Annotated in this window: 18 protein-coding genes; 11 read left to right on the top strand and 7 right to left on the bottom strand. The window is 46.9% G+C overall.

The window, feature by feature from the left end; translation table 11 throughout:
- Positions 1-11: 11 nt before the first annotated feature.
- From DF182_RS01825 to DF182_RS01790, 8 genes are read left to right on the top strand one after another with little or no spacing between them, the layout of a single operon-like run.
- Positions 12-3,452, top strand: a complete 3,441-nt coding sequence (locus tag DF182_RS01825) for a TonB-dependent receptor (protein WP_211327023.1) — start codon at positions 12-14, stop codon at positions 3,450-3,452.
- Positions 3,453-3,475: 23 nt separating this feature from the next.
- Entirely contained in the window at positions 3,476-5,206 is a 1,731-nt protein-coding gene (locus tag DF182_RS01820) for a DUF4397 domain-containing protein (RefSeq protein ID WP_161964027.1), read from the top strand.
- An 8-nt stretch (positions 5,207-5,214) separates the two neighbouring features.
- Positions 5,215-6,366: a hypothetical protein gene (locus DF182_RS01815; RefSeq protein WP_147243315.1), complete on the top strand. Its 1,152-nt coding sequence runs from the start codon at positions 5,215-5,217 to the stop codon at positions 6,364-6,366.
- A gap of 24 nt (positions 6,367-6,390) precedes the next feature.
- Positions 6,391-7,407, top strand: coding sequence for a fasciclin domain-containing protein (locus tag DF182_RS01810; protein ID WP_161964026.1), 1,017 nt, complete (start codon positions 6,391-6,393; stop codon positions 7,405-7,407).
- A 10-nt stretch (positions 7,408-7,417) separates the two neighbouring features.
- Positions 7,418-8,578, top strand: coding sequence for a fasciclin domain-containing protein (locus tag DF182_RS01805; protein WP_113613979.1), 1,161 nt, complete (start codon positions 7,418-7,420; stop codon positions 8,576-8,578).
- A gap of 24 nt (positions 8,579-8,602) precedes the next feature.
- Positions 8,603-9,571, top strand: a complete 969-nt coding sequence (locus DF182_RS01800) for a fasciclin domain-containing protein (protein ID WP_113613978.1) — start codon at positions 8,603-8,605, stop codon at positions 9,569-9,571.
- Between the two features lie 11 nt (positions 9,572-9,582).
- Complete coding sequence (locus DF182_RS01795) at positions 9,583-12,843, top strand: TonB-dependent receptor (RefSeq protein WP_113613977.1); 3,261 nt, start codon at positions 9,583-9,585, stop codon at positions 12,841-12,843.
- A 24-nt stretch (positions 12,844-12,867) separates the two neighbouring features.
- Positions 12,868-15,045, top strand: coding sequence for an IPT/TIG domain-containing protein (locus DF182_RS01790; protein WP_113613976.1), 2,178 nt, complete (start codon positions 12,868-12,870; stop codon positions 15,043-15,045).
- Between the two features lie 51 nt (positions 15,046-15,096).
- Here the strand turns inward: DF182_RS01790 and DF182_RS01785 are convergent, their stop codons facing one another.
- From DF182_RS01785 to DF182_RS01765, 5 genes are all read right to left on the bottom strand, one after another.
- Positions 15,097-16,299, bottom strand: coding sequence for a restriction endonuclease subunit S (locus DF182_RS01785; protein ID WP_113613975.1), 1,203 nt, complete (start codon positions 16,297-16,299; stop codon positions 15,097-15,099).
- The gene (locus DF182_RS01780) at positions 16,292-17,905 is read right to left on the bottom strand and encodes an HsdM family class I SAM-dependent methyltransferase (RefSeq protein WP_113613974.1); all 1,614 of its coding nucleotides are present in this window, start codon (positions 17,903-17,905) and stop codon (positions 16,292-16,294) included. The genes DF182_RS01785 and DF182_RS01780 overlap by 8 nt, the downstream gene beginning before the upstream one ends.
- Positions 17,906-18,052: 147 nt before the next feature.
- Positions 18,053-18,406 (bottom strand): cupin domain-containing protein, encoded by a 354-nt coding sequence (locus DF182_RS01775; protein ID WP_113613973.1) that lies wholly within the window; start codon positions 18,404-18,406, stop codon positions 18,053-18,055.
- A gap of 14 nt (positions 18,407-18,420) precedes the next feature.
- Positions 18,421-18,837 (bottom strand): TQO small subunit DoxD, encoded by a 417-nt coding sequence (locus DF182_RS01770; RefSeq protein ID WP_113613972.1) that lies wholly within the window; start codon positions 18,835-18,837, stop codon positions 18,421-18,423.
- 82 nt (positions 18,838-18,919) lie between these two features.
- Positions 18,920-19,705 carry a helix-turn-helix domain-containing protein gene (locus tag DF182_RS01765; protein WP_113613971.1) on the bottom strand — a complete coding sequence of 262 codons (786 nt, stop codon included), beginning with the start codon at positions 19,703-19,705 and terminating at the stop codon, positions 18,920-18,922.
- A 788-nt stretch (positions 19,706-20,493) separates the two neighbouring features.
- Here DF182_RS01765 and DF182_RS01755 point away from each other — a divergent pair.
- Positions 20,494-21,774: an MFS transporter gene (locus DF182_RS01755; protein WP_245957347.1), complete on the top strand. Its 1,281-nt coding sequence runs from the start codon at positions 20,494-20,496 to the stop codon at positions 21,772-21,774.
- Between the two features lie 4 nt (positions 21,775-21,778).
- On the opposite strand, the gene DF182_RS01750 is transcribed toward DF182_RS01755, so the two are convergent.
- A complete protein-coding gene (locus tag DF182_RS01750) occupies positions 21,779-22,456 on the bottom strand; it encodes an ArsR/SmtB family transcription factor (RefSeq protein WP_211327022.1) in 678 nt (225 codons plus the stop codon).
- A 148-nt stretch (positions 22,457-22,604) separates the two neighbouring features.
- On the opposite strand from DF182_RS01750, the gene DF182_RS01745 reads away from it, so the two are divergent.
- Both DF182_RS01745 and DF182_RS01740 read left to right on the top strand, forming a co-directional pair.
- Positions 22,605-23,189, top strand: a complete 585-nt coding sequence (locus tag DF182_RS01745) for a Crp/Fnr family transcriptional regulator (RefSeq protein ID WP_113613969.1) — start codon at positions 22,605-22,607, stop codon at positions 23,187-23,189.
- 124 nt (positions 23,190-23,313) lie between these two features.
- The gene (locus DF182_RS01740) at positions 23,314-23,949 is read left to right on the top strand and encodes a cysteine hydrolase family protein (protein ID WP_211327021.1); all 636 of its coding nucleotides are present in this window, start codon (positions 23,314-23,316) and stop codon (positions 23,947-23,949) included.
- 48 nt (positions 23,950-23,997) lie between these two features.
- Here the strand turns inward: DF182_RS01740 and DF182_RS32245 are convergent, their stop codons facing one another.
- Positions 23,998-24,144, bottom strand: coding sequence for a type 1 glutamine amidotransferase family protein (locus DF182_RS32245; RefSeq protein WP_153259989.1), 147 nt, complete (start codon positions 24,142-24,144; stop codon positions 23,998-24,000).
- Between the last annotated feature and the right edge of the window lie 274 nt (positions 24,145-24,418).

Below are 24,418 nucleotides of genomic sequence, written 5' to 3'. Positions count from 1 at the left end.
TAAAATGGGTTATGCGTATCTCCTTTTATGTAATGGTATTTTCTATTACGATCACCAACCTGATGGCCAGTGTCCGTACTAAAGGACAAGCCGTGGAGCGGATACGTGTGTCGGTGGATATTTCCGGACAACCGCTTCGCACTGCACTGGAACAGCTGTCTGTCCGGTCTGGTGTCAGGATTTATTTTAATGATGAAAAGGTAGACAAACAAAGGCAGGTGAGCATACATGCTGAAGATGCTCTTCTGATGGATGTTTTAGGTAAACTCCTGACACCGGCAGGTATGGTGGCGCAGGTGTATGGTGATAACAAAATTACGGTCATCCCCCTGAAAGCTTTGCCACCACCGATTTCAGGTACTGTCACTGATAAGTCCAATGGTATGCCCCTGCCAGGAGTAGGTATCCGTATCAAAGGTCACAACAATGGCGTGATCACCGATGGCAACGGACACTTCAGCATCAGCATCCCGGAAGAAGGGGCCGTGCTGATCATCTCCTATATTGGTTATCAGCAACAGGAGCTGAAAGTTGGTCCTGGTACCACCAACCTGCAAATAGCCCTCAAACCAGGCCGTACCCAGCTCAACGAAGTACAGGTACAGGCCCGCCGTAAAACCAATACAGAAGCAGCCATCCTCTCCGAACGAAAAGCTTCCGCTATCGTGCAGGACGCTATCTCTGCGGCCAATATCGAAAAAACAGCCAGTATCACCACTACGCAGGCGTTACAACGTGTGTCCGGCGTAACTATCACCGATGATAAATACGTGGCCATCCGCGGTCTGGGAGACAGAAGTGTGATAGGACAGCTGAATGGTATCCGCCTGGCCTCTTCAGACCCCGACCGCAGTGCTATACCGCTGGACTTGGTACCTGCCGGCCTTTTGGACAACATCACCATCTATAAAACATATACCCCCGACAAACCTGCTGACGCGGCCGCCGGTATCATAGAACTGAAAACACGCTCTGTGCCTGATTCGGCCATCTTCAACATCACTGCGCAAGCAGGATTCAACTCCAACATCGGCATCGGTGGAAAATTGAATTCCTTCTACAACAGTGATCCCGGCTTCTTTGGCCAGAAAGTAAAACGTGCCGGCCTGCCGGAAGATTTTGTCGCGCTGGGCAGACAATACCCCGGCGGCTATACGCAGTTACAATCCACAATCGCACATAACGGCAACGATCCGCAGATAAAACAGGAAGCAGACCGCATCAACGGTATCATGCATCAGTTTGATCCGGTGCTCACCACCCGTTATGCGCCCGCCAAAATGAACCAGATCTATTCAGCAACCTATGGTAATAGTTTTAGCGTGTTCCGCAAACATAAGCTGGGCGTGATCGCTGGCGTTAACTATTATCAGCGGGCTACCGATATTCATGGAGGTGACCTCACACAGTGGAGCATCTATCAGGGTGTGCTTACAGGTAACAACCAGGTGGGCAGTTCCCGTGTGATCCCTAACTATATTACACCTAATAACATTAACCTGGGCAAGTATATTTCCTACAAGGAAAATACCGGCACTTCCACACTCAACTATGGATTTCTGGGTGGATTGACTTACCGCTTCAATACACGCAATGAAATCAGTGTGCAGTATATGGGCAGCCGTGGCGCGGAAGTACAGGCCTCTAACCTGTATGGCGCCTACGAATACACCGGTTTACCGGGAGAGGTGTCCAACGTTGTATATTCCCTGAAGCGCAGCTACCGCACCCTGAATACCTTTAACCTGCAGGGTGAACATAAGCTCACCGCCGGGGAATATGCGCCCAGGTTGAGTTATAACATCGCTACTTCCACTTCCAGCCAGGAAGATCCTGACTACCGCTTTGTGAACCTGGCCGCCTATCGTCCTGTGAAGGGTGGTGCTATACCCGTGAATGGCAGTCTGCCAAATGGAAACGGCGGTTTTACCGGAACACCGGTGTATTACTCCCTGGTATCAGGCTATGTCAACGGTTATGGTCCTTACGGCATTATTCAGGCCGATCCTAATGGACGTCGCTACCGCAGCCTGAGTGAAACCAATTACAACTATAAAGCTGATCTCACCGTGCCTTTCCGCCTGCTGGGCCGCCGTCAGGAAGCCAAAGGTGGTGTCAACTATCTGCACCGCGACCGGACCTTCGGTGAAAACGTATTATCACTGCCGGGTTCCAATTTCTCTTCTACCGGCAACCAGGCCCTGTATACCGTACATGGTAACCTCGATCATCTCGTTGGTTATGACCAGATAGGCATCAAAGTCCCTGCCGGCGCTATCGGAGAAGGACAGCCTGCTGTAGGTGGTTTCCTGTATAACGCACAGAAATCGCCCAACAACTACAAAGGCTTCTATGAAACGCGGGCTTTCTACGGTATGCTCGACCTGCATTTGCTCGATAATCTGCGACTCACTGGTGGTGCACGTTTTGAGCTGACCAACATACAGGCTGCTGTAGATACGGCCGGCGTATTCCTGGACCCTTCCCTGACCACGCCCAACAAAGACGGACAGGCCGTAAAAATGATAGTAACAGAACCTAACTCGGTTTATAAAACAGATTACAAACCCTATTACTCCCTGAACCTGACCTACACCCTGCAGCAGAACATGAACTTCCGCCTGGGTTACAGCACTACACTGGCTAGGCCGGAACTGCGTGAGATCACCAACGTGTTTGAGTTTGATCCGTTCCAGTTTGCCCTGGTAGTAGGTAATCCCAAACTGAAGAACCAGTCTGTCACCAACTACGACTTCCGCTGGGAATGGTTCCCTGCTGCTGGTGAGGTGATCGCGGCTTCCGCTTTCTACAAACAGATCGATCATCAGCTCACTAAAGTTTACTCCGTTAACTCGGTAGGTCTGGATGCCCGTTTCCCTGAATTTCCGGCTATCCGCTTCGAAAACGATCCTAACCGCGGCCGGGTATACGGTATTGAACTGGAAGTGGTGAAAAACCTGGGTAAATGGTGGCGCCCGTTGCGTTACTTCTTCCTGGGGTCCAACCTGCTGCTGGCACAGAGTGAAATCAAAAAATCACCCGAACGCCTAAACGATTCCAGAATCATCGACAGGCGCTCACCTTCCAACAGTCCGCTGTTTGAACAGGCTCCTTATTCCGTCAATGTTTATCTCAATTATAGCAACCCGGTTACCCGTACAGACCTGACGCTGACTTTCAACGAAGTGGGCGAGCGCTTGATACAGATCAACCTGACCGGAGAGCCAGACCTCTACAGCAGGCCGGCGCCGGTACTGGACTTCGTATTCAGCCAGTATCTCACCAAAAGATTACAGCTGAAAGGCTATGCCAAAAACCTGTTCAATCCTGCCTGGCAGGAGGTATATGCCAACCCGGGAACAGGTGGTAAATACTACGGCAATACGTATATCCGCCGCAGTTACTACAGAGGCAGCGAGTTTATGCTGGGCCTCAATTACAACATCTTTTAGGCACTGACCGAAAATACATGATAATGCAAGCTGTAAAATATTGTTTAGCCATCCTGTTGCTTTCAGGGCTGTGGTCCTGCCAGAAAAGCAAACCGGACTTTTTGTTCGAAGAACAGCCACAGCTGCCACCACTCACTTCCTCTACCGTGAGGATTATGAACATGGGTCGTAAGGCAACTGAACTGTTAATTAATGATACATTACTCACCAGCCGTATTTCACCCAATATCGAAGGTCTTTACCTGGATGCACAAACCCGTGCCTCCCTTTACTTTCCGAGTGGGCGGATGGGATCTTCCTATACCATCCCGCAACGTTTTATCCGCCAGGATGGAACCGCACATATCAAAATTGCCAGTATGATCTATGGGTCGAAAGACCTCGTATATCCAAAAGATTTTGATATCCGGGAAGATGTTAATAATCCTACCGATTACTATAACGTGTTGTTTGGAGCACATAATTCCAGCGAGGCAGTGTTGGTTGATTCGCTCTTCGCTGTGCCACGTAAGATCTCTCCTCCGGCTAATCCGGAACATTTCCGTATCCGGCTGCTCAACCTGGGCTCCGCCCCTGATATGGCTTCCCTGGAAGGTAATATGAGCCTGGTGCTGGCAGATGGTACAAAAATAAATCCAGTCACTACCAGCGTGGCTCCCGGTAAATACTCCGATTATATTGAACTGCCTTATGGTACCTATCAGTTTAAGGTGATGACAGATGATGGCAGAATCATACCCGGAGTGCCCGTGAATAGTGAAGAACAGCTGAAAACGGTAAACAGCGCTACTGGTACCCTGGTCACCGGAAATAATCCGGTGGTGGACAAAATGATAACGTATGCGCCTATACGTACTTTTCAGCCTGGTGGTGTATATACCATCATGGTATGTGCTAACTACGTTTTTGATTATTATCAGGCTGGTAGTAATATGACTACTCCGCTTGCACTCAACAGCTTCAGAATCATCACTGATGTGAATGAGTCGCAGAATATCACCTATGGCCGTATACAGGCGGTGAATGCCATGCCCAATACAGGCGTTTCCGTTAGTGTGGATAATATGCCGTTAAATGAAGGTACCCTGGCTTTCGGTAAATCATCTTCCTATAAAACACTCATCACCGGTACACATACTGTTACCATAAAAGATGCTACCGGCAACAAGCTGGCAGAACAACAGCTTTCCGTAAGTGGCAGCACCAACTACAGCGCCTGGTTATATCCTGATGCTGGTGGAAAGCCGGTATTAAAACTGATCGCTAATAATCTCAGTGGCAGCTTCTATTTAAATTCCGGCGGTAAAGGAGATGATGGCAGCAACAATCAGTATGCGGTTACGATGCCTTATTGGATACGTTTCCTGAACCTGTCTACCGATGTGCCGGAGGTTACTTTTACAGAAGCCAATGGTGATCTGCTGAAGGGCTACCTTACTTTCAATGCCACCGCCAGCCAGCATCTCCGGCAGGGGCAGGTAGTTATCGAACAACCTTATGTGCTTTTTAGTCCGGTGCTGGGGCTGAACAAACTGATGGCATATGCTTCACAGCCCGGCGTGCTCCCAGGAGACTGGATCAGAGATATACCTGTTCTGAATGGCAGTGATTTTATCGCTAAACCTGATCTGTATAAAGGTATGTTGCCAGGTTATGAAACCGGCTTTTATACCGTAGCACTCACGGGCAGCCTCCATCCCAAAAATCCGGGTGATGCACCGGCCAGACTAATCATCATCAAGCATAACCAATAATCATCATCATGAAGAGAATATATAAGTTATGGGCATGGATGGCAGCAGGATATATGCTGATGGCTGCCTGCCGTAAATCGGATTTTCCGGAAGTCAGTTCACCGGCTTATCTCCGGGTGTTCAACTGTTTGACCTATAATGTTACCATCGAAAATAAAGATGCGCCGCAGCCTTTCCTGACCATGCTGATAGATCCGCAGCTGGATGCTGCCGGCGTACCGGTGAATGCAGCCCTTACTTTTGACTTCCTGGATACCAGAGGCCCTCTTGCCAGGCCTTATCCCGATGCCGGCAACAGTGCTCTGTGGCAGAAGGAGTTTCCGGGAACAGCCAAAATACCGGTGGGGCCTATTGTGAACGGATACGATCTGTCGGGATATGGCATGATTACAGGAGGCCAGCATCGGTTTATGTTTGTCACCCGCCCGCGGAGCACTGATCCGTTTTACTCCCTGCCAGCCAGCGCACGTAACAAGGTGCTGGTAGATACTACCGTATCACTCACAGAAGGGGAGATATACACGATGAACATCCTGGAAAAGTCTGTATACAACAGAAAAGTGGGTGTTTACCTGCGTCAGGAACAGTTCACTAAAATGCCACTTTCCGACTCGCTGGTATACGTTAATTATTACAACCTGAGCTCAGAAGGATATGCCAAAACATTTGTGTTTGATGGAACTGCTATCAACAAATGTGTAAAGGACACCATGAATGTGTTTTATACCCTGTATGGTACAGATAGAATGCAGATGAAAGGTTTTACCAATGTGTTTTCGGCTAAAATGGTCCGTTCACAGGAAACCGGTGTACATCCTTATAGCAGCTTCCCGTTGTTTCCTGATCCGGCTTCCAGCCATATTTATGCAGGAACATCAGGTCAGTTTTTTAATATCGTGCTGCCAGGAAATCCACCTGAATATCAATTTGGTAACGGCGCTGAAAGTTATGGTACTTACACCTCTTTTGCCTTTGGCCCTGAAGCACCGGCTGCTGTCAATAATCTGGTCAGTGATCCCCGCACCGGCATGGTGATATCGGTATATTCCGGAATATACAACCCGCGCTCTTTTGCTACAGTCAATACCGTGGAGTATATCAATGGTAACCTGTACGTCACTACGCTGCAACGCCGCTATGATCCACCTGTTTACAAGTAAATGACCGGTAAAAAAAGAATAATTATGAAACGATATTTTCATTTGTTACTGTTATTCCTGATGGCTGTGGCCTGTAATAAAACAGACCTGGCCGTATCGGAAGAACGTCCTTCAGACATACGCGCTATCGGTGATTTTATCCGGAATAACTACGATCTGAGCCTGCTGTCGGCAGCCCTGCAGCAAACCGGCCTGATTGATAGTCTGAATACCAATGGAACTTTAACGGTATGGGCTCCTGATAATGCCGCTTTTAAAGCATTGGGTGTTCTCAAACCAGGCGACTTCAGCAAAATGAACCAGGACAGTTTGCGGGCATCTCTTAGGAATCTGATACAGACAGAACGTTTATTCATTCCCGATATACCCACCCAGATGGATAACAAGTATATAGCCATGGGTGGCGGCCCGCTTTATATCTCCATCTCAGCATTCGGTAACAATGCCGATAATTACCGGGCTACGGTAAACGGCTGTTATGTGTATGAGGCGCCTAAACGTAATCTCTCTCTGCGGAATGGTGTATTACATCTGCTGAAAGGAGTGCCTAAATATTTCCCGCAAACAGCTCAGGATTTTCTGGCCGCAGATACCAGCCTGTCGATTTTTGTTACGCTGATGAAAAAATCCGGTCAATGGGAAGCATTAAAAAACGAAGGACCTTATACAGTATATGCACCGCAGAATAATGTTTTCCAGCAGTACGGCCTTACAGCCGACAGCATCAATCGGCTGGATGTCAAAAAATATAAACCAGTCGCTTTTTCTGTGTATACGCTGGGCCTGCAGCCACATCACATCTTTGCCGGTGATTTAGATATACTGGGTGCCTACAACAGCCGCATCCTGCTGGATGGATACGGAATCTCTCCCGGCGGCAGCATCAATATATGGGCTCCCAATGGCTACTCCGGCTACCATAGCCCCGGTTTTATCGGATATGCCGGAGGCGTGAAAGGACAGGACAATCTCACCAGCAATGCGGTAGTGTTCCGGTTGAACAATATCATGTTGTATCCTGATTCTCTTTTAATCAAATAAAATAAACAAAATGAAATTTTTCATATATACGATGACGTTATCCATGTTGTTTTTTTCAGCCTGCCGGCTGAAAGACGCACAGGTAACGCCGGTAGGTGAACCTCTGCCGTATAACGGGCCGTCACAGACGGTAAAACAGATACTCGACGGTTCTGGTTTTACCATCTATAAGGCTATCTGGAAAAAGGTGAATATGGATTCGGTCATGGCCGATAACGGGTCACAGGCCTATACGCTGCTGGTACCTGCTGATGATGCATTTACCAAAGCCGGCATGACACTGAACACTGTAAACACTATGCCGGTGGCGGACCTGGACTCTCTGCTGTTTTATCATGTGGTAGATACCTGGCTGTCGGGCGATCAACTGAAAACACTGACTGGCAGCAATGCCATGCGCAGCCTGCTTACCAGAGGTGACCTGCCCAATTACAGCGACCGGTTTCCATACTACTATTATCAATACCTGGGGCTGCATGATGGCAAACTGGTGATCAATGGTAAACCACATCCCCTGAAAACCATGGAAGGTACCAACGGCACACTCTATGTGCTGGATGAAGTGCTGAAAAAACCAGAGAAGGACATGATCGATTACCTGAAAAATAATCCCGACTTCTCTATGCTGATGGAAGCATGCCGTATCAACGACAGCATCTATCGTCTGAACTGGGGTAGTCAGGGTTTTACCCAATTGCTCAGTACTGATGCCCGCAGCAAACAATTCACATTTTTTGCACCTACCAATCAGGCTTTTCAAAAGGCAGGATTTAATACCGTGGATGACCTGCGTAAAAGAGCACTGCGCTGGCCGGTAGGATACCAGCATTATGATGAGAACGGGTATTATGTAACACCCTACACCTCGCTGGATTCCATGTTTTTGGCCAATCATCTGGATTACAGTGGTGCCACACAGGCTGAATATCCTTTGCAGCTGTTTTCCAATGACCTGATGGATAATCCGGCGCTTGCCAACTACCTGATCAAAGCAGGTTCTCTTGCCCATCCGCCTTCGCAGTACATCCGTTTGGTATTTACCAGCTCTGCAGCCGGTATTATGGTAAGACAGCTGAATTCCCCCTCACCGGCAGTGCCACTGGCTACTACAGATCTGCTGTTCCGTAACGGGGTTATACATGTGATCAATGACGGAATGTTAATGCCGTAAGGTTTCACCCAAACATCTAACAACATGAAAAGAAATCTATTGCTGGCATCTCTGCTGTTGTTTTTTTCCTGTAAGAAAGACGATAACCAGCCTGCGGCAACAAACAGGAATAACAGTCTTGCATATGTTATCACCGATAATAAATTTAATTTTTCCTTTTTTAATACAGCCCTTACCGTTACCAACTTCGGCAATACCTTTTTTGAAAAAGGGCCTTATACGGTATTGATCCCTGATAATAATGCCTTCCAGCAATCGGGCTACAGCACCGAGAAAGATGTGGCGGTAGAAAAGGGATCGGTGCTGAACAACATGGTGAAGTATCATACACTGAATGGTATATGGCAACTGGATAAACTGCCTTTCCGCTTTAACCAGCCTATTACCACCGTTTCCGGTGCACAGCTGTTTGTAACCCATTGGGTAAGAAATCAGGATACCATCATCACTATCAACGGTACTCGTGTGACAGCCCTGAATATGCCGGCCAGCAATGGTTTGATACAGGTAATCAATACCGTATTAAATCCGTTGGTGCAGGATAAACTGAGCGATGCGGTAGCGGCAGAGCCAACACTGACCTATTTTAATGTGGCATTGCAGCAGGCAGGCATGAAAGATCTGCTGAGAGGAGTGGGGCCTTATACCATCTTCGCGCCGAACAATAGCGCATTTATCGCTGCTGGTTTCCCTACAACAGATAGTGTGGCCAATACTGATCCGGCTGTACTGAAAGCGTTGCTGCAGTTTCATATCCTGGCCAATCGTCGCTTTGTATATGACTATGCATTAAGTACAGACGCCTCTGGTCAAAGCCAGCAAACCATGCTAAACAACAGTAATACCACCGTTAATCTCATTAACAACGGAGATAATGGTATTACCATTCAGGGCTCCGGTAATACACAGCCATGCCAGCTGGTCAAATCCAATGTGCTGACCAACAATGGAGTGCTGCATATTATTGATAATGTATTGATGGAAAACTTCTAAAAGATCCGATCATGAAGAAATTTTATATACTCTGTTGCCTTTTGTGTGCGCTGTTTGGCATACAACTGAAGGCACAGGAAACCAGCGGCCGTTTGGACGGTCGTGTGGTTGACGGTAAAGGACAGCCGGTACCGGGAGTAACGGTAGTGGCTATACATACACCTACCGGCACCCGTTATGGAACAATAGCGGGTAATGATGGCCGTTATCATCTGGCAGGTTTACGCGTAGGTGGTCCTTATAGTGTACAGGCTTCTATGATGGGCATGGGCACGCAGAAAAAAGAAGGCCTGATGGTGCGTTTGGGAGAACCACTGCAACTGGCGATCGTACTGGAAGATAGTAAACAACAGCTGTCTGAAGTAGTGGTGAAAGGCAACAAGGGAGTACCGGCCAATACCTATGGCGCCGGTCAGAACATCAGCGGGTCACAGCTCCGTAGTATGCCTACTGTCAACAGAAGCATACAGGATATCACCAGGCTGGTGCCCCAGGCTTCGAAGGATAACGCTTTCGGGGGTACGAATTTCCGCTACAACAACGTAACACTGGATGGTGCCATCAACAACGATGCCATTGGCTTTAGCCCTTCCACCGGTGGTATCACCGGTACTTCCGGTATGCCCGGTGCCAGTACCCATACTAACCCGGTGTCTATGGATGCTATTGAAGATATGCAGGTATATCTGGCCCCCTTCGATGTGAAGATCGGTAACTTCACCGGTGGTAGTATCAACGCTGTAACCCGCAGCGGTACCAACACTTTCACCGGCTCCGTTTATGCGTTCGGCAGAAATGCCTCGCTCATCGGAAAAGATAAAGCCGGTTCGCTGGGCCGCATGAACAGCGACTTCTACGACTATCAGTCTGGTATCCGTTTAGGGTTTCCGATCATCAAAGACAAGCTGTTTTTCTTCACCAATGAAGAAGTCACCGGTCGCCGTGATCCTACGCAGCTGGTAGCCGGCCAGGCCGAAACAGCCCAGATCCTGAGTGTAAAAGATGAACAGGATATCCGCAATGCCACCACCGACCGCTATGGCAAAGCTTTTGATCCCGGCACCGGTGGTGTCTTCAACGCCACCAGCCAGTCACAGAAGTTCTTTAACCGCCTCGACTGGAATATCAATGAGAAACATCAGCTGTCTGTGCGTAACAATACCATCCTGTCCAACGCTGTCATTATGGACCGCGACCAGCAGGATTTTCGTTTCACCAGCATGGCTTATAAACAAACCAATAACCAGACCTCTACCGTGGCAGAGCTGAAAACCCGCTTCAACACAAAGCTGGCCAACAGCCTGATCGTAGGTTATACCGTTGTCAATGACAAACGTGATCCACAGTCAGACCCAAACCTGCCACAGGTGCAGATCATGGGCCGTACCCCCGGTACCACCATTTATATGGGCACCGACAGGGAAGCCGCCATCTTTAATCTGCAGCAGCGTACCTGGGAGATCACCGACAACGTTACATTGTACAAAGGAAAACATACTTTCCTTTTTGGTACCCATAATGAACTGTATCATGTCAAATACGGATTTGTAAACAGCTGGAATGGCCGTGTAGACTATCTCAGTATTGATGACTACCTCCATAACAATCCATGGAGAGTACGTGGCAGCTACAACTATACAGATAACAGCCGCGAATACATCCAGTCTCACCCGCAGTCCTTTAATGTAGACATGTTCAGTGTATACGCCCAGGATGAGATACAGCTGACAGACCGCCTGAAAATCACACCAGGTATCCGTGCCGACTATACGCTGTTGCCTGAAAAACCACTGCTCAGTGATAAAACCCGTAACGCCATACAGGACGGCTATTTCGGCAATACCTACTATTACACGCCATTAAACCAGATCCGGAACAACTACCTCAATCAGGTACAACTGTCGCCCCGTCTGGGTTTCCGCTACGACTGGATGGATAACCAACGCCTTATCCTGAGAGGAGGAGTGGGTATGTTTACCGGCCGTATCCCGCTGGCATGGCTGGCCTACGCCTACTACAACAACGGCGATACCTATGGAGCATTCGATCAGAAAGCAGATCAGCAGGCTTTTGTAGCAGGCACCGATCCGCTGAAACCTTCCGGCAACGGTATCGGTGGTTTCATCGGCCAGAATGGCGCTATTATCAATAACCGCAATTCCGGCAAAACACAGGTGGACGTAGTTGATAACAATTTTGTGATGCCTAAGGTGTTACGTACCAGCCTCGCCCTGGACTATACTACTAAAACAGGATATAAGTTCACCCTGGAAGGGATGTACACCAAAAGCCTGAAAGATGTGGTATTCCGTCAGGTAAACATCAAAGATGATCCCCGTTATTATGGTTATGATGAAGGATTGCAACAGCCGGTATACCGCGGCAGTATTGATCCCCGTTTTGCCAACGCCTATGAATTAGGTAATACTACCAAAGGCTACCGCTACAATATCAGCGGAAGTGTGAACCGTCGTTTTGATAATGGCCTGAATGCTGGGGTGTCCTATACTTTCGGAGAATCAAAAGATGTGTCCAACGGTATCCGTAACTCAATGGAAAGTAACTGGCAGCTCAATCAGTCGCTGCAGCCTAATAATCCGGACCTGGCCTACTCCAACTTCGATATTCGTCACCGTTTTGTGGTGCATGTTGACTATCGCAGGGCCTGGAACGAAAAATGGATCAGCAGCGCATCGCTGTTTTTCAGTGCGCAGTCCGGATCTCCTTTTACCTATGGCATTGTTAACAACAGCATCCAAGGCTTGCCACAACAAGTAAGCCTGGTATATATTCCACAGTCAGGTGAAGCGCTGCGTTATTTCCAGGATTATACAGATGCTTCCGGTGCTAATGTTACCGCTGCCGCCCAGGCAGAAGCCTTCAACAGATTTGTGGATGGTAATGCCTATCTGCGCAGCCGCAGAGGTGCTTTCACAGAACGTAATATGGGCCGCACACCCTGGAACAACCAGGCAGATTTTCATTTTGCGCAGGAATATCATTTCTCCGGAAAGCCTGGCAGCAGTTATCTCACATTCACACTCGATATCATGAATATCACCAATCTGCTGAACAAGGAATGGGGACGTTCTTATTTTTCTCCTAACACCTTTAACTCCACAGCGAGTGTAGGATTGACACCTTTTTATCCCGGCCGCCAGAGCAAGGAAAATTACCCGGTATATATGTTTACCGATCCCGGAAAACCTTATGCGGTCGACTTCTTCAACTCCCGCTATCAGATGCAGCTGGGGATGAGATATTCATTTTAAGGTCAATAAGTAAAAAACAACCTGATGAAACGATTTTTATTTTTTGTGATATATGCGTTGGCGTTATCGACAGTTGCCTGCAGAAAAGAAGAGAAGACAGCAATGGTGCCGCTGTCTGTTACAGACTTTCTGCCCAGCAGTGGTAATCCGGGTACTGTAGTAGCAGTACGAGGTACCGGCTTTAGCGGTAACGTGGCAGATAATAACGTATCTTTTAATGGCACAGCAGCCAGAGTGATGAGTGCCAATGATACCATGCTGATTGTACAGGCTCCTGAAAAGGGCAGTACTGGTGCTATTTCCGTTACTATCGGAGATCGTACTGCAAAAGGTGGTACCTATACTTACCAGGCACTCAGCATCCACGGTATCTCACCCGCCAATGGGCCGGAAGGTACCAACGTGTATATTTCCGGTGCAGGTTTCACCGGAACAGACGGCCCTGCAACAGTGAGTATCAACGGTCATCCTGCTATTGTGTCCAACTCAAACGATACTTTATTGATCGCTATTATACCGGCCAATGCTGGTGGTGGCCCTATTGAAGTATCTGTCAACGGAGAACACGCTAAAGGCCCTGCTTTCAATTTTCAGGCTATTTCCGCTATTAAACCTGCCAGGGGTGGTGCTGGTACTAAAGTAACCATCACCGGTACTGGTTTTAGTACAGATGTTGCCGGTAACCTGGTAGCTTTCAACGGACAACAGGCCACCGTAGAAAGCGCCACGGCTACTACAATGGTAGTAACGGTGCCGGATAATGTAAAAACAGGTCCGGTATCTCTCTCTGTCAACGGACAAAAGACTACCGGTCCGGTATTTACACAGGTGCCTCCTCCTGCTATCACCACTATCGCACCGCTAAGCGGCCCTGTGGGCAGTGTTATCACGATCACCGGTGATAACTTCAGTGAACTGATGGAGGAAGATACAGTTACCATTAATGGAAAAGCGGCTACTATCTTAAGTGCCAGCGCAAGGCAGCTGGTACTGAATGTGCCAGCCAGCACCACTTCCGGACCGTTAAAAGTCATCGTGAATGGCCAGCCGGTTAACGGTCCCGCCTATACGGTGCAGGCATTAGGTATCATCAGACTAGTACCAGACAACGGACTGGCGGGCTCTATTATCACCATAAAAGGTACCGGCTTTGATCCTACACCTGCCAATAACAAGGTAACCTTAAACGGTATGAACATTACCGTTAGTGCCGCTACTGATAGTACACTCACGGTAACCATGCCGACAGGGTTCACTACCGGCAACATGAATGTATCCACCGGCAGTCTCGCCGCTACAGGTCCTGTTTTCCGCAGAGCAGGTGTCAGCACTTATTACACCGGACCGGTAGCGAAAGGACAGCCGCATGGCCTGGTAATCGACAGTAAAGGAAACGTCTTCGTTGGAGAAGTCAATAAGATCACTAAAATAGCCCCTGACGGTACGGTTACAGATTTTGCAGGTGCGGCTACTAGTGGTAACCAGGATGGTACGGGAACGGCTGCACGTTTCTTCAATATCTATGGTTTGGTAATGGACGCTCAGGATAATATCTACGTGGCAGATGCCTTTAACAACAGTGTCCGTAAAGTAACACCAGACGGCAAAGTAACCACACTGATGTCTGGATTGAATGATTCTCCCCGTTATATTACCATAGATCCGGCTGGTAATCTCTACATCGGCACTGAATATAATGGTATTCACATGATCTCACAGGGAGGCGCTCAGATCAAACAGGTATCCAGGGCTACCGTTTCTGCTCCTTTTGTTTATCTGAATGGTTATCTGTATTGGTCCAATGGTGATGCAAACGTAGTACAACGTGGCAATGCATCGATGGGCATGTTTTCTGTTGTGGCGGGTGCATTTTTCCAGGATGGTTATGTAGATGGCGGCCTGGGTACAGGCAGGCTGAGCGGACCAGGCAGTATGATCTATGACCCGCATACCGGGCTCATTTACCTGGTAGACGGCGCTAACTATTCCATCAGGGCCGTATCACCGGCAGATGGTACAATCAGCACTATTACAGGAGCTGCCGGCAGCTATCAGTCTTACCGTCGCGGTAACAAAAATGGTACCCTGCAGGAAGCGCTGATCACACCTTCGCAGAACTCAGCCATGGCTTTAGACAAAGATGGAAACATCTACGTACTGGAACAAGACCTGGGCTTAATCAGAAAAATCACATTAAAATAACCATAAACCCAACAATCAACATCCAACATAGCCCAGGACTGAAGTCCTGGGCTATTTTTTGATATAATCATTCATCATTATTGGCAGCAGCCAGTCCCGGAGTTTTATCAGCTCCTCATTTTGCCAGAGATGATTAACAATCTGTTCCACTAAAGGAATCACCATCGCATTAAATCTTCGTATATCCCTGAGCGGTGGTATCGCTATTTGTAAAGCCCTGATTTTATCCTGCGAGAGATTTTCTCTTGCAGAGCCGGAGCGGAGCCCTGTCAGATACGGATACATAGTTTCCAGGGCAAACTTCAGATAGTAGGTATATTCCTGATCATGTGGCAGAATAGCACAAACGGCCTGATTAGTACAGGCTGGAATCCGTAATAGGCTTGTTTTACCGGCAGTAGTGCCATACATGGCCATCAGCAGGGTATTCTCCGGAAACATCCGGGCACTCGAATTGTTAAGACCTGATTCCGTAATGTAGTTGCTGGTAGTGGCAATATAAGGATGATTGAGTTCCCCGCTGTTGATCCAGGGAATATCCCCGTTTTCATAATATGATTTTTGAGAAGACCGTGGAGTGCCTCCGGACCCGGTGTTGGCAATAGTGCCCAGCTGCCGGATATGCCAGCCTTCGGGTAGCTGCTCTTTTAAAGATCCGGGAAAAATATATTGACCGAACCAATAATGGTAACAGGTTTTAGCGAGGGCTTCCAGTTCGGTATTGATCCTGATGTTTAATTCTATTTTATCATCCAGCGCAGATAATGCGGATACAATTTGTTCCTGTTGGGCCATCGTGGGTATGGTCACAGAGAGATTGCCCAGCGTGTCCTGATTGACATTGGAGATGTTGGTTTGCAGCGCGCTGTCAGCCAGCAGTTTCCGGTACCGCGGACTTCTCAGCAGATACAACAGATAATGTGGATGACATTTTTGAGGATGAGGCCTGAAGCGGATAATAAAGCCACTAAACAATGTATCTGCTGTCGGCTGATGCACCATGGCTACCATACCGGCACCGGTTTTGGTAAGTGATGATCGCGTGAATAATAAATCTCCCTGCTCTACCAGGTAGTGGGGGTAATGTGCCGGAAGTGCCCGTGGTAGCAGCTCATCCAGCATGGTGGTGGAAACATACCTGCCTTTGAACAGGTCTTTCACGGTGATGATTTTCAGGCCAGGCCCGTAACTCTCTTTACCGAAACTGATACCATTCCTGAAAGTACCGAGTGTACACAGTTTAACGTTATTCATGTTTAAGTGCTTCCAGTTGTTGATGGATCTGTTTCTCCAGGTGGGAGGCTGCGGCAAACAGCTCTTTCAGCGTTTGGGTATGTTGTTGTAATGTAATATGGAAAAGCTCCGGTGTCATTTTCTGTTGATCTGCCTTCATCTCAAAATACTGGCCTGGGTTGAGGGAATAGTTACCGGTTTCAATATCATCATAAGATACTACCACTGAAAGGCCTTCCACTGGCAGTTGTTGATTAAAGGCGCTGATGATCTGTGTTTCCTCTTCTGTCGATAGTATGGTACGCAGGCTTTTTCCTTCCCTGATGGTGGTACCTGATTTGGAGGCGTCCATCAGTATAACATCCTTCCGATGATGGTTCTTCTCCAGAAAAAGAACAGAAACATGTGTGCCGGTAGTGGCAAACAAATTGCCCGGCATTGATAATACGCCCCGCAGCAGTTTTTCTTTTATCAGCTGTTCCCTGATTTTTTTTTCGAGGCCGCTTTGGCTGGAAGTAAAACCGGTAGGCACAACGATCGCTGCTTTCCCTTGTGGTGCAAGGGAGTGCAGCACATGTTGAATAAACAGCAGGTAGATGGCCATTTTGTCTTTGCTCTTGCCGGGGATTTTGGGAATACCGGCGAAGAAACGTTCCTTGTTTTCGGATGTGTCCAGCTCTTGCCGGTAATCGCTGAAGTCGAGTTTAAAAGGAGGATTGGATACAATGAAGTCGAATTTTTTTTCGCGATGATATGGCTGCGTGATAGTATTACCCTGAATGATATGATGGATAAAGGGTGTGAGGTTGTTGAGTATCAGATTGAGCCGTAGCAGGTTCGATGATTTCTGGGAAATATCCTGAGAGTAGAGCGTGCAGTGGTCAGCTCCGATAGTATGGGACAAGCTTAGCAGCAGAGAGCCGGAACCAGCAGCGGGATCATAGCACGAAACATGTGATACCGGCTCAGGAACGAGGATCGCCGCGATCACCTTGGCCACGGCGGCTGGAGTATAATACTCCGCATATTTACCACCACTGTCGATATTATAATCTTTGATGAGATATTCAAAAATGGTGGCAAAAAAATCGAATGGCTGCGAAAAAAAATCCCCGAATTGATAAGGAGCTATTTTGTTGATGGCAGCTTTACAGAACTGATCTCTCAGGGCGCTATCGGTGATATACAGACTCAGTGCATCAAAGAGAGGAATCCGGCTGCCGGTGAATGTTTTAACGGTAAAAGTCTGGCTGTTGAGATGGTTGATGTCCTGCAGCGTATCATCCAGCAACTGCGCAAAGCCGCTTTCCTGTTGCCTTTCATGGAGTGTGGCAATAAAGTGGTGGGGATACAGGATAGCGGTATGTTTACCGGTTTGTGAAAGCAGGGAAGCATATCCGGTTTCAGACAGGGCGCCAAGTGCTTGTTCACAGCTTGTTTCCCGGGAGATGGCCGGTAACACCTTACGGGCTTCCGACAGAAATTTATCATTGATGAACTTGTAGAGGAACAGCTGTGAAATGATTTTAAATTCATTTCCATCATTGCCCAGGCCATGCTGTGCGCAGAGGCTTTTTAGTTCATCGATCAGGAGTATTGCCTTTGGGGCAAAATCGTGGGCTATCATATGTGCGTTTCATTTGCCTTTATTGATAATGCAGCGGGGTGGGGGATTTTCTCTTTACCGAATATAGGGAAGAAAAAGAGAAAACAGAAATCTGTTAAAGGCAAAAGGTCTGAGCGTTTAGCCCAGACCGTTAAGATATGTTGATGATCAGAGAATTTCCACCTCTTCGGGAACTACGAATAGCAGGGTACAGCCGGTTTGGCTGGTAACGGAATGTTTGAACCCTGGTGGCGTGTACAGATAGTCACCGGTATGCAGGGTGGTTTGTTCTACGATGGCCTCGCCCTGCAGCACAAAGATCTCTTCACCTGCAGGGTGGTTGTGATAAGGATAGTGTGCTCCCGGCTCAAACCGCAGCAGTATGGTTTTGGAACGACCGGCGGCTTCATCATAACGGAGCGATTTAACAAAAATGCCTTTGTAATGAATGCCTTTCTCGATGAGTGGTTGCCATTCGGTATGATTACTTTTAGTAATGTAGTGTTGGATGTCTGTGTTCATGATTTGGATGTTTATTATTTTAAATACTGGTCTATGCTCCACCGGTGTGCAGGCAGGGTAGACAGGAGGAAAGCGCCTGCGCTGAAGGCCAACACGGAATAGTCCAGCGGTTCTTTAATACCGGAAGAATAAGTCATAGCTGCAGCAAACAGTAGGGTAAGTATTGCGGCGCCAAAGGAGGTGATGGCTGTTTGGTATCCCAGTAGTAATAGGAGTCCCAGCAGGGTTTCCAGAATGGTGCTGGTGATGGCTATTGCCGGGATAAGGCTTTTGGGCGCAAATGTATTGACTTGCGCGGTATACTGCAGAAAGTTGCCCCAGCCGGAAGAGTATTTCCCCCATAAGCTTAATCTGCTGGCTACTGCTGATAAAAAGCCTGCGCCCAGTGCCAGCCGTAGTAAGAGCGCTGCTAAGTCCTGATAGGATCTCATGTGCCGATTGTTTTATACAGCACAAAGTTGACATTTCCGGGCGGGGCAAAAAATAGAGAATCCTGCAAAAAGCATGTAATATTTACAGGGTGTACTGTTCTTTAAATTGTTTGGGAGAGAGCTCCGCTTGTTTTTTGAAGAATTTGGAAAAATAGAAAGGATCGTTGAATCCCAGTTTGTAGGCGATTTCCTTTACGGAGAGGTCTCCGTAGGTCAGCAGCCTTTTGGCCTCGGAGGTGACCAGCCCGTAGATGACGTTCTGTGCTGTTTTGCCGGCATGTAACCTGGACTGCTCATTAAGTTTGGCTTCTGTAGTGCCTAACAGGGAAGCAAATTGTTTGAGGGTATAGTTTTGTTCAAAGTTATCACGCACCGCCTCCAGAAACCGGAGAAACAGGGCTTCCGGTTTCCAGATTTCATCACCCCGCTGTACCTTGGCCCTGTTAATGGCCACCAGCATCAGTGTTATCCGGCTATGTATAGAGATGAGATACTGATAGGGCTGTTGTTGTAACTCTTCTCTTATAAGCTCCAGCTGTGTTTCTAGGATGGTTTTGTCTACTGGTATCACTTCATTCATGGCAAAGTGGCAAAAAAGGCCGTTGTGGAAAATCAGCTCTATATCTCTGTCGTCCTTACAAAAGAAATCGAGGGTAAACTCCAGTATAAATCCTTTTGCTTTGGGTGTTTTCCGGATATGATGTATCTGGCCGGAAGTAATGGTGATCACATCGCCTGGCTGGAGGGTAAAGGCAGTATGGTCCACAAATACGTCGAGTTTGCCGGAAGAACAGTATACCAGCACGTATTTCATGATGCGTCGCGGTTGATCGGGAAGTGGTTGGTCCAGGTCTTTTATGTCAATCATGGATATGTTTTAATTGTTGTTATTGAAATGTGTCAGGATCTTTTCCCACCACGTCGGCTATACGAAAAGTAGTCTGTTGGCTGTTTATTTTTAAGACAAAAAACGCCTTATAACAGGGTTATAAGGCGTTAAAATTTTACCATCCATATCGGATCCATATTTTCCCATTAGGCCAAACTTTACGATCGACAAGAAATTTTTTCTTCATCCACTGCTTTTTGTTTTTGGAAACAACTTTCCAGCTGGGATAGTTTCTGAACCTTTCTTTCTCTGGCTTTCCTGATCCGTCATCTACATAACGAAGACAGGGGAAAGGCATTTCGCAGCAGCCTCCATAGAAATTGGAATGCCACTGGCAACGGGAACACCAGGCGTAAATTTCCTTTCTGGCAATGTTATAAGTCCTGCGATGGTCAGTAGTCTCTAAGACTTTAAATTTTTTCACTTGTAAACACATTTGGTGCTACAAGCCGTCGAATTCTTTTTTCATAATTGTCAACTGGTGAACAAATAAAAGTGCTTACAAAGTAGGAAAAACTTAGGATATATAAAGCCGCTGTTTTTTATCTATATCCATCCGAATAGTATAAATATATTATTTATTATTCATGTAAATAATTGTTAATTAAAATTATATGTATTAACTATTTTATGTGGTATATCTATTCAATAAAATTATTGAATAGATGAATGTTTCCTTATCTTTGTCTTGAAGTAAATGCAACGAGGCGGAACATAATACCGTTTTGTAAAAGTCATTTTAATCAAACTATTAAAAAACAAAAACATTGGAAATTAAACTAGGCTTAAAGGAAAACTGGCAGCAATTTTCGCTGCTGGTGCTGGTGAATATGCTGGTGGGGGGCATGGTGGGCCTTGAAAGGACAGTGGTACCATTAGTGGGTACGGAAGAATTTAAAATAGGTTCCGACGTTGTTGTCTTCTCTTTTATCATCGCATTCGGTGTTGTGAAAGCCTTTACCAATCTGATTTCGGGTGTATTAGCCGATAAATACACCCGAAAAAAAGTACTGATATCAGGATGGCTCTTCGGCTTGCCGGTTCCTTTCCTGTTGGCCTGGGGACCTGGCTGGAACTGGATACTGCTGGCCAATGTTCTTCTGGGTATCAGTCAGGGCCTGGCCTGGTCCATGACGGTGAACATGAAGATAGACCTGGTAGGACCGAAGAAACGTGGTTTAGCCATGGGCCTGAACGAGGCCGCAGGATACGGAGCGGTGGGCTTAACAGCCTTACTGACAGGATACCTCGCATCATCGTATGGACTAAGACCGCAACCTTTTTATATCGGTATCGCCTATACGATAATTGGCTTGTTGCTTTCTGTGCTGGTCATCAGAGATACCCGCAAATATGCACAGCTGGAATCAAAACAAATTAATACAACCACGGTCCCCAAACCGGGATTAGCCTGGGTTTTCAAAGAAACTTCATTGAAGAATAAAAACCTTTTTGCGGTTTCTCAGGCAGGGTTGGTCAATAATCTGAATGATGGCATGTCCTGGGGAGTGTTCCCGTTATTGTTCATTTCAGCAGGAGTAGGCCTGGAAGGTGTGGGATGGATAAAAGCCATATACCCGGTGGTATGGGGAGTGGGCCAGGTGGTGACGGGCCCGCTGGCAGACCGCTTGGGACGAAAACCACTGATCGTTTGGGGAATGTTTGTCCAGGTACTGGGTCATGTGGTAATTGGGTTTAAGTTTTTTGAACCGTTAACAGCCGGCCTGGTAGGATCTGTATTACTGGGATTGGGAACGGCCATGGTGTATCCGGCCTTATTGGCAGCTGTCGGTGATACGGCACATCCCGCCTGGAGGGCTTCCTCCCTGGGAGTATACCGGTTCTGGAGAGATATCGGTTATGCGGTGGGTGCATTGATGGCAGGCGTTGTGGCCGGTTTATTCGGACTGATATGGGCCGTACATATTGCCGGGCTCCTGACACTATTGTCCGGCCTGGTTGTTTTACTGCGGATGAAAGAAACCATCCACGCTAAGTCAGAGAACGTAGAACATAACACAACAACAGCTCAAACAATCTTGTCATAGTCTGTTAACTGGACTTTTCCCGGCTAACGGTAGGATAACCTTTGGCCTGCCAGTCGGGAAAACCTTCCAGCATCCTTTGCGCCTTGTAGCCTTGCTGCTGCAGCAGTTTGACTGCTTCATCCGCATAAACACAAAATGGTCCCCTGCAATAAGCTACAATTGTTTTTCCCTTGGGTAATTTTTTTAGATGCTCACCGAGTCGATCCACCGGCATAGACAGCGCTTTATGAATATGCCCGCGGTTGTATTCTTCTTCTGGTCTTACATCCAGTAAGATGACTTTGTTTTTTTCGATAAGGCTCAACAGCTCATCAGCTTCCACAGCTTCCAGATCATCATATCCGGCTCTGAAATCCTTTACGATTTTTTCTACTTCTGCATTATAAGACATCCCCAGTTCCCTTAAATGTACCCAGGCATCATAAACATTGCTGCCTGCAAGGGAATACCGGATAAAATTGCCATCCCTGGCAACGGTTACCAGTTTGGCATGCTTTAACGTTTGCAGATGCTGCGAAGTATTGGCTATGGATAAACCGGTATAATTAGCGATCTGCTCAACCGTAAAAGGCCCCTGGGCCAACAGATCTATGATTTCCATACGATGAGGATTGCCTAAGGCTTTTGTCACTTTCGCCAGTTCGCTGTATACCTTATGTTTAAAGTCTTGTTTATTCATCATCAGGAAAATGATTATCAAACAAAGATACGAAAGTATTCAATAATGTTATTGAATAGGCGGCGGCCCGGCTTTCTGAACAGGGATGGGCATTTTATGGGTATACAAATGTATTTTTGCCTCCATTATTGGCTGACGACAATGCTGAAGTATGATGAACGGATTTGAACTGATTTTACAGAACGTTGAAAAATATATCGCTCTTTCGGAAGCGGAAAAAGTCTTTTTTTGTTCGCTGCTACAGGAGCGCCTGTACCATAAAAAGGAATACCTGCACCGGGAAGGCAGTACCTGCGGTCAGCTGGTTTTCATCACCAGTGGATGTGTCAAGAGTTACCTGCTCGATACAAAAGGCAATGAACATATTTTAACCATCGCGATTACTGACTGGTGGGTGGCAGACTATAAGAGCCTCGTGTTTGATACACCTTCCGAATTGTTTATAGAAGCAGTGGAGCCAACACAAGTCCTGTTACTCTCTAAAAATAAACGGGAAGAACTGTTTAAAGAAATACCCCGTTTTGAACACTATTTCAGAATCCTTACTGAGCGTGCATTTGCAGTTAGTCAGCAGCGTATTACCGATATTTTAAGTCTTCCTGCGGTGCAGCGGTATGAAAAATTCCTCCAGCGTTATTCCCGGATTGCCGATTCGTTTTCCCAGCAACAAATTGCTTCTTTCATTGGTGTAACACCCGCCTTCTTCAGTCGTATGCTCAAATCCCGGCGTAAATAATATTATCTCCAAAAGTTTAACAACCCACTTGATCTAGGTCAAGTGACAGCCATTTTATTGTTCACACCTTTGTTGTGCGGTAGCGCGCTATACCACGCTGTTTTTATTATTCAAACATTAAACTATGAACAAACGTCATGGCTGGTGGCCCATGCTGGCATTATTATCACTACTACTCAGCGGCAGCATATCGGCGAATGCTTCTCACAAAAAAAAGAATATGGAAAAAAAAGCACTCATCATTATTGATGTTCAGAATGATTATTTCAAAGGCGGAAAAATGGAGTTGTACCGCCCCGATGCCGCAGCTGACAATATCAAACGGATATTGGAAAAATGCCGCAAAGAAGGGATTCCGGTAGTTTATATTCAACATGCTGCTGCAGATGGATTCCTGGTTGCCAATACTACCGGTGCCGAAATACATCCGTCAGTACTTCCGCTTCCTGGTGAAAAAATTATCACCAAACATTATCCGAACAGTTTTCGGGAAACAGCACTGCTGGACTATCTGAAACAAATCGGTGTATCCAATCTCATTATTACCGGCATGATGACGCATGTATGTGTGGATGCCACTACCAGGGCTGCCAAAGATCTGGGCTTTCATTGTACGGTGGTTGCTGATGCCTGTGCCACCAGAGAGCTGGAAGTAGACGCTGAAAAGGTACCTGCAGTGGATGTACAACGGGCACTGATTGGTTCACTGGGTTTTTATTATGCGGATATTGTTAATACACAGCAATACCTGAAGCAGTAAAGCGATACCCCAGGTCTTATAACCTGTATAAGGCCTGGGGTTCTCCTGCTACTGCACCCGGTTGTAAACCAGCAGTTGGGCTATGCCTTTGGCAGTTTCAGGACCACTAATCACCACCACATACGGTGCACCATCTATACCTGATGTAATTCCTGCAGTAGTCAGCAGTTTTCCATCCTGAATGTTCCTTACCATTGTCTGGTATATGATTCCCGGTTCACATGTTGAATATGATATTGATTAAAGGTTTTTAAAACATGTTTTTTTCGTGTAGATATGATGGTATTGGAAGCATTCCTTCCTGTTTTGTGTTTTGTTTTCTTTTAAAAAGGACGGGTAAATGAACAAAATGAATAGCTGTTTGTCCTTACTTAGGGCGTATCTTCAGTGATGCGTTAATGATTGGAATGTTTAACCTTTAATATCAGAAAAATATGCACTTATTAAGTCGTGTTTGTAAGCAGTTGTT

The sequence above is a fragment of the Chitinophaga flava genome (genome assembly GCF_003308995.1).
Lineage (GTDB): Bacteria > Bacteroidota > Bacteroidia > Chitinophagales > Chitinophagaceae > Chitinophaga > Chitinophaga flava.
This window is presented reverse-complemented; position numbering and strand designations above follow the sequence as displayed.

Excerpts from the sequence above, each read along its gene's own strand:
- DF182_RS01825 (WP_211327023.1), top strand. The coding sequence starts at position 12 with ATGCGTATCTCCTTTTATGTAATGGTATTTTCTATTACGATCACCAAC.
- DF182_RS01820 (WP_161964027.1), top strand. The coding sequence starts at position 3,476 with ATGCAAGCTGTAAAATATTGTTTAGCCATCCTGTTGCTTTCAGGGCTG.
- DF182_RS01815 (WP_147243315.1), top strand. The coding sequence starts at position 5,215 with ATGAAGAGAATATATAAGTTATGGGCATGGATGGCAGCAGGATATATG.
- DF182_RS01810 (WP_161964026.1), top strand. The coding sequence starts at position 6,391 with ATGAAACGATATTTTCATTTGTTACTGTTATTCCTGATGGCTGTGGCC.
- DF182_RS01805 (WP_113613979.1), top strand. The coding sequence starts at position 7,418 with ATGAAATTTTTCATATATACGATGACGTTATCCATGTTGTTTTTTTCA.
- DF182_RS01800 (WP_113613978.1), top strand. The coding sequence starts at position 8,603 with ATGAAAAGAAATCTATTGCTGGCATCTCTGCTGTTGTTTTTTTCCTGT.
- DF182_RS01795 (WP_113613977.1), top strand. The coding sequence starts at position 9,583 with ATGAAGAAATTTTATATACTCTGTTGCCTTTTGTGTGCGCTGTTTGGC.
- DF182_RS01790 (WP_113613976.1), top strand. The coding sequence starts at position 12,868 with ATGAAACGATTTTTATTTTTTGTGATATATGCGTTGGCGTTATCGACA.
- DF182_RS01785 (WP_113613975.1), bottom strand. The coding sequence starts at position 16,299 with ATGAATAACGTTAAACTGTGTACACTCGGTACTTTCAGGAATGGTATC.
- DF182_RS01780 (WP_113613974.1), bottom strand. The coding sequence starts at position 17,905 with ATGATAGCCCACGATTTTGCCCCAAAGGCAATACTCCTGATCGATGAA.
- DF182_RS01775 (WP_113613973.1), bottom strand. The coding sequence starts at position 18,406 with ATGAACACAGACATCCAACACTACATTACTAAAAGTAATCATACCGAA.
- DF182_RS01770 (WP_113613972.1), bottom strand. The coding sequence starts at position 18,837 with ATGAGATCCTATCAGGACTTAGCAGCGCTCTTACTACGGCTGGCACTG.
- DF182_RS01765 (WP_113613971.1), bottom strand. The coding sequence starts at position 19,705 with ATGATTGACATAAAAGACCTGGACCAACCACTTCCCGATCAACCGCGA.
- DF182_RS01750 (WP_211327022.1), bottom strand. The coding sequence starts at position 22,456 with ATGATGAATAAACAAGACTTTAAACATAAGGTATACAGCGAACTGGCG.
- DF182_RS01745 (WP_113613969.1), top strand. The coding sequence starts at position 22,605 with ATGATGAACGGATTTGAACTGATTTTACAGAACGTTGAAAAATATATC.
- DF182_RS01740 (WP_211327021.1), top strand. The coding sequence starts at position 23,314 with ATGAACAAACGTCATGGCTGGTGGCCCATGCTGGCATTATTATCACTA.
- DF182_RS32245 (WP_153259989.1), bottom strand. The coding sequence starts at position 24,144 with ATGGTAAGGAACATTCAGGATGGAAAACTGCTGACTACTGCAGGAATT.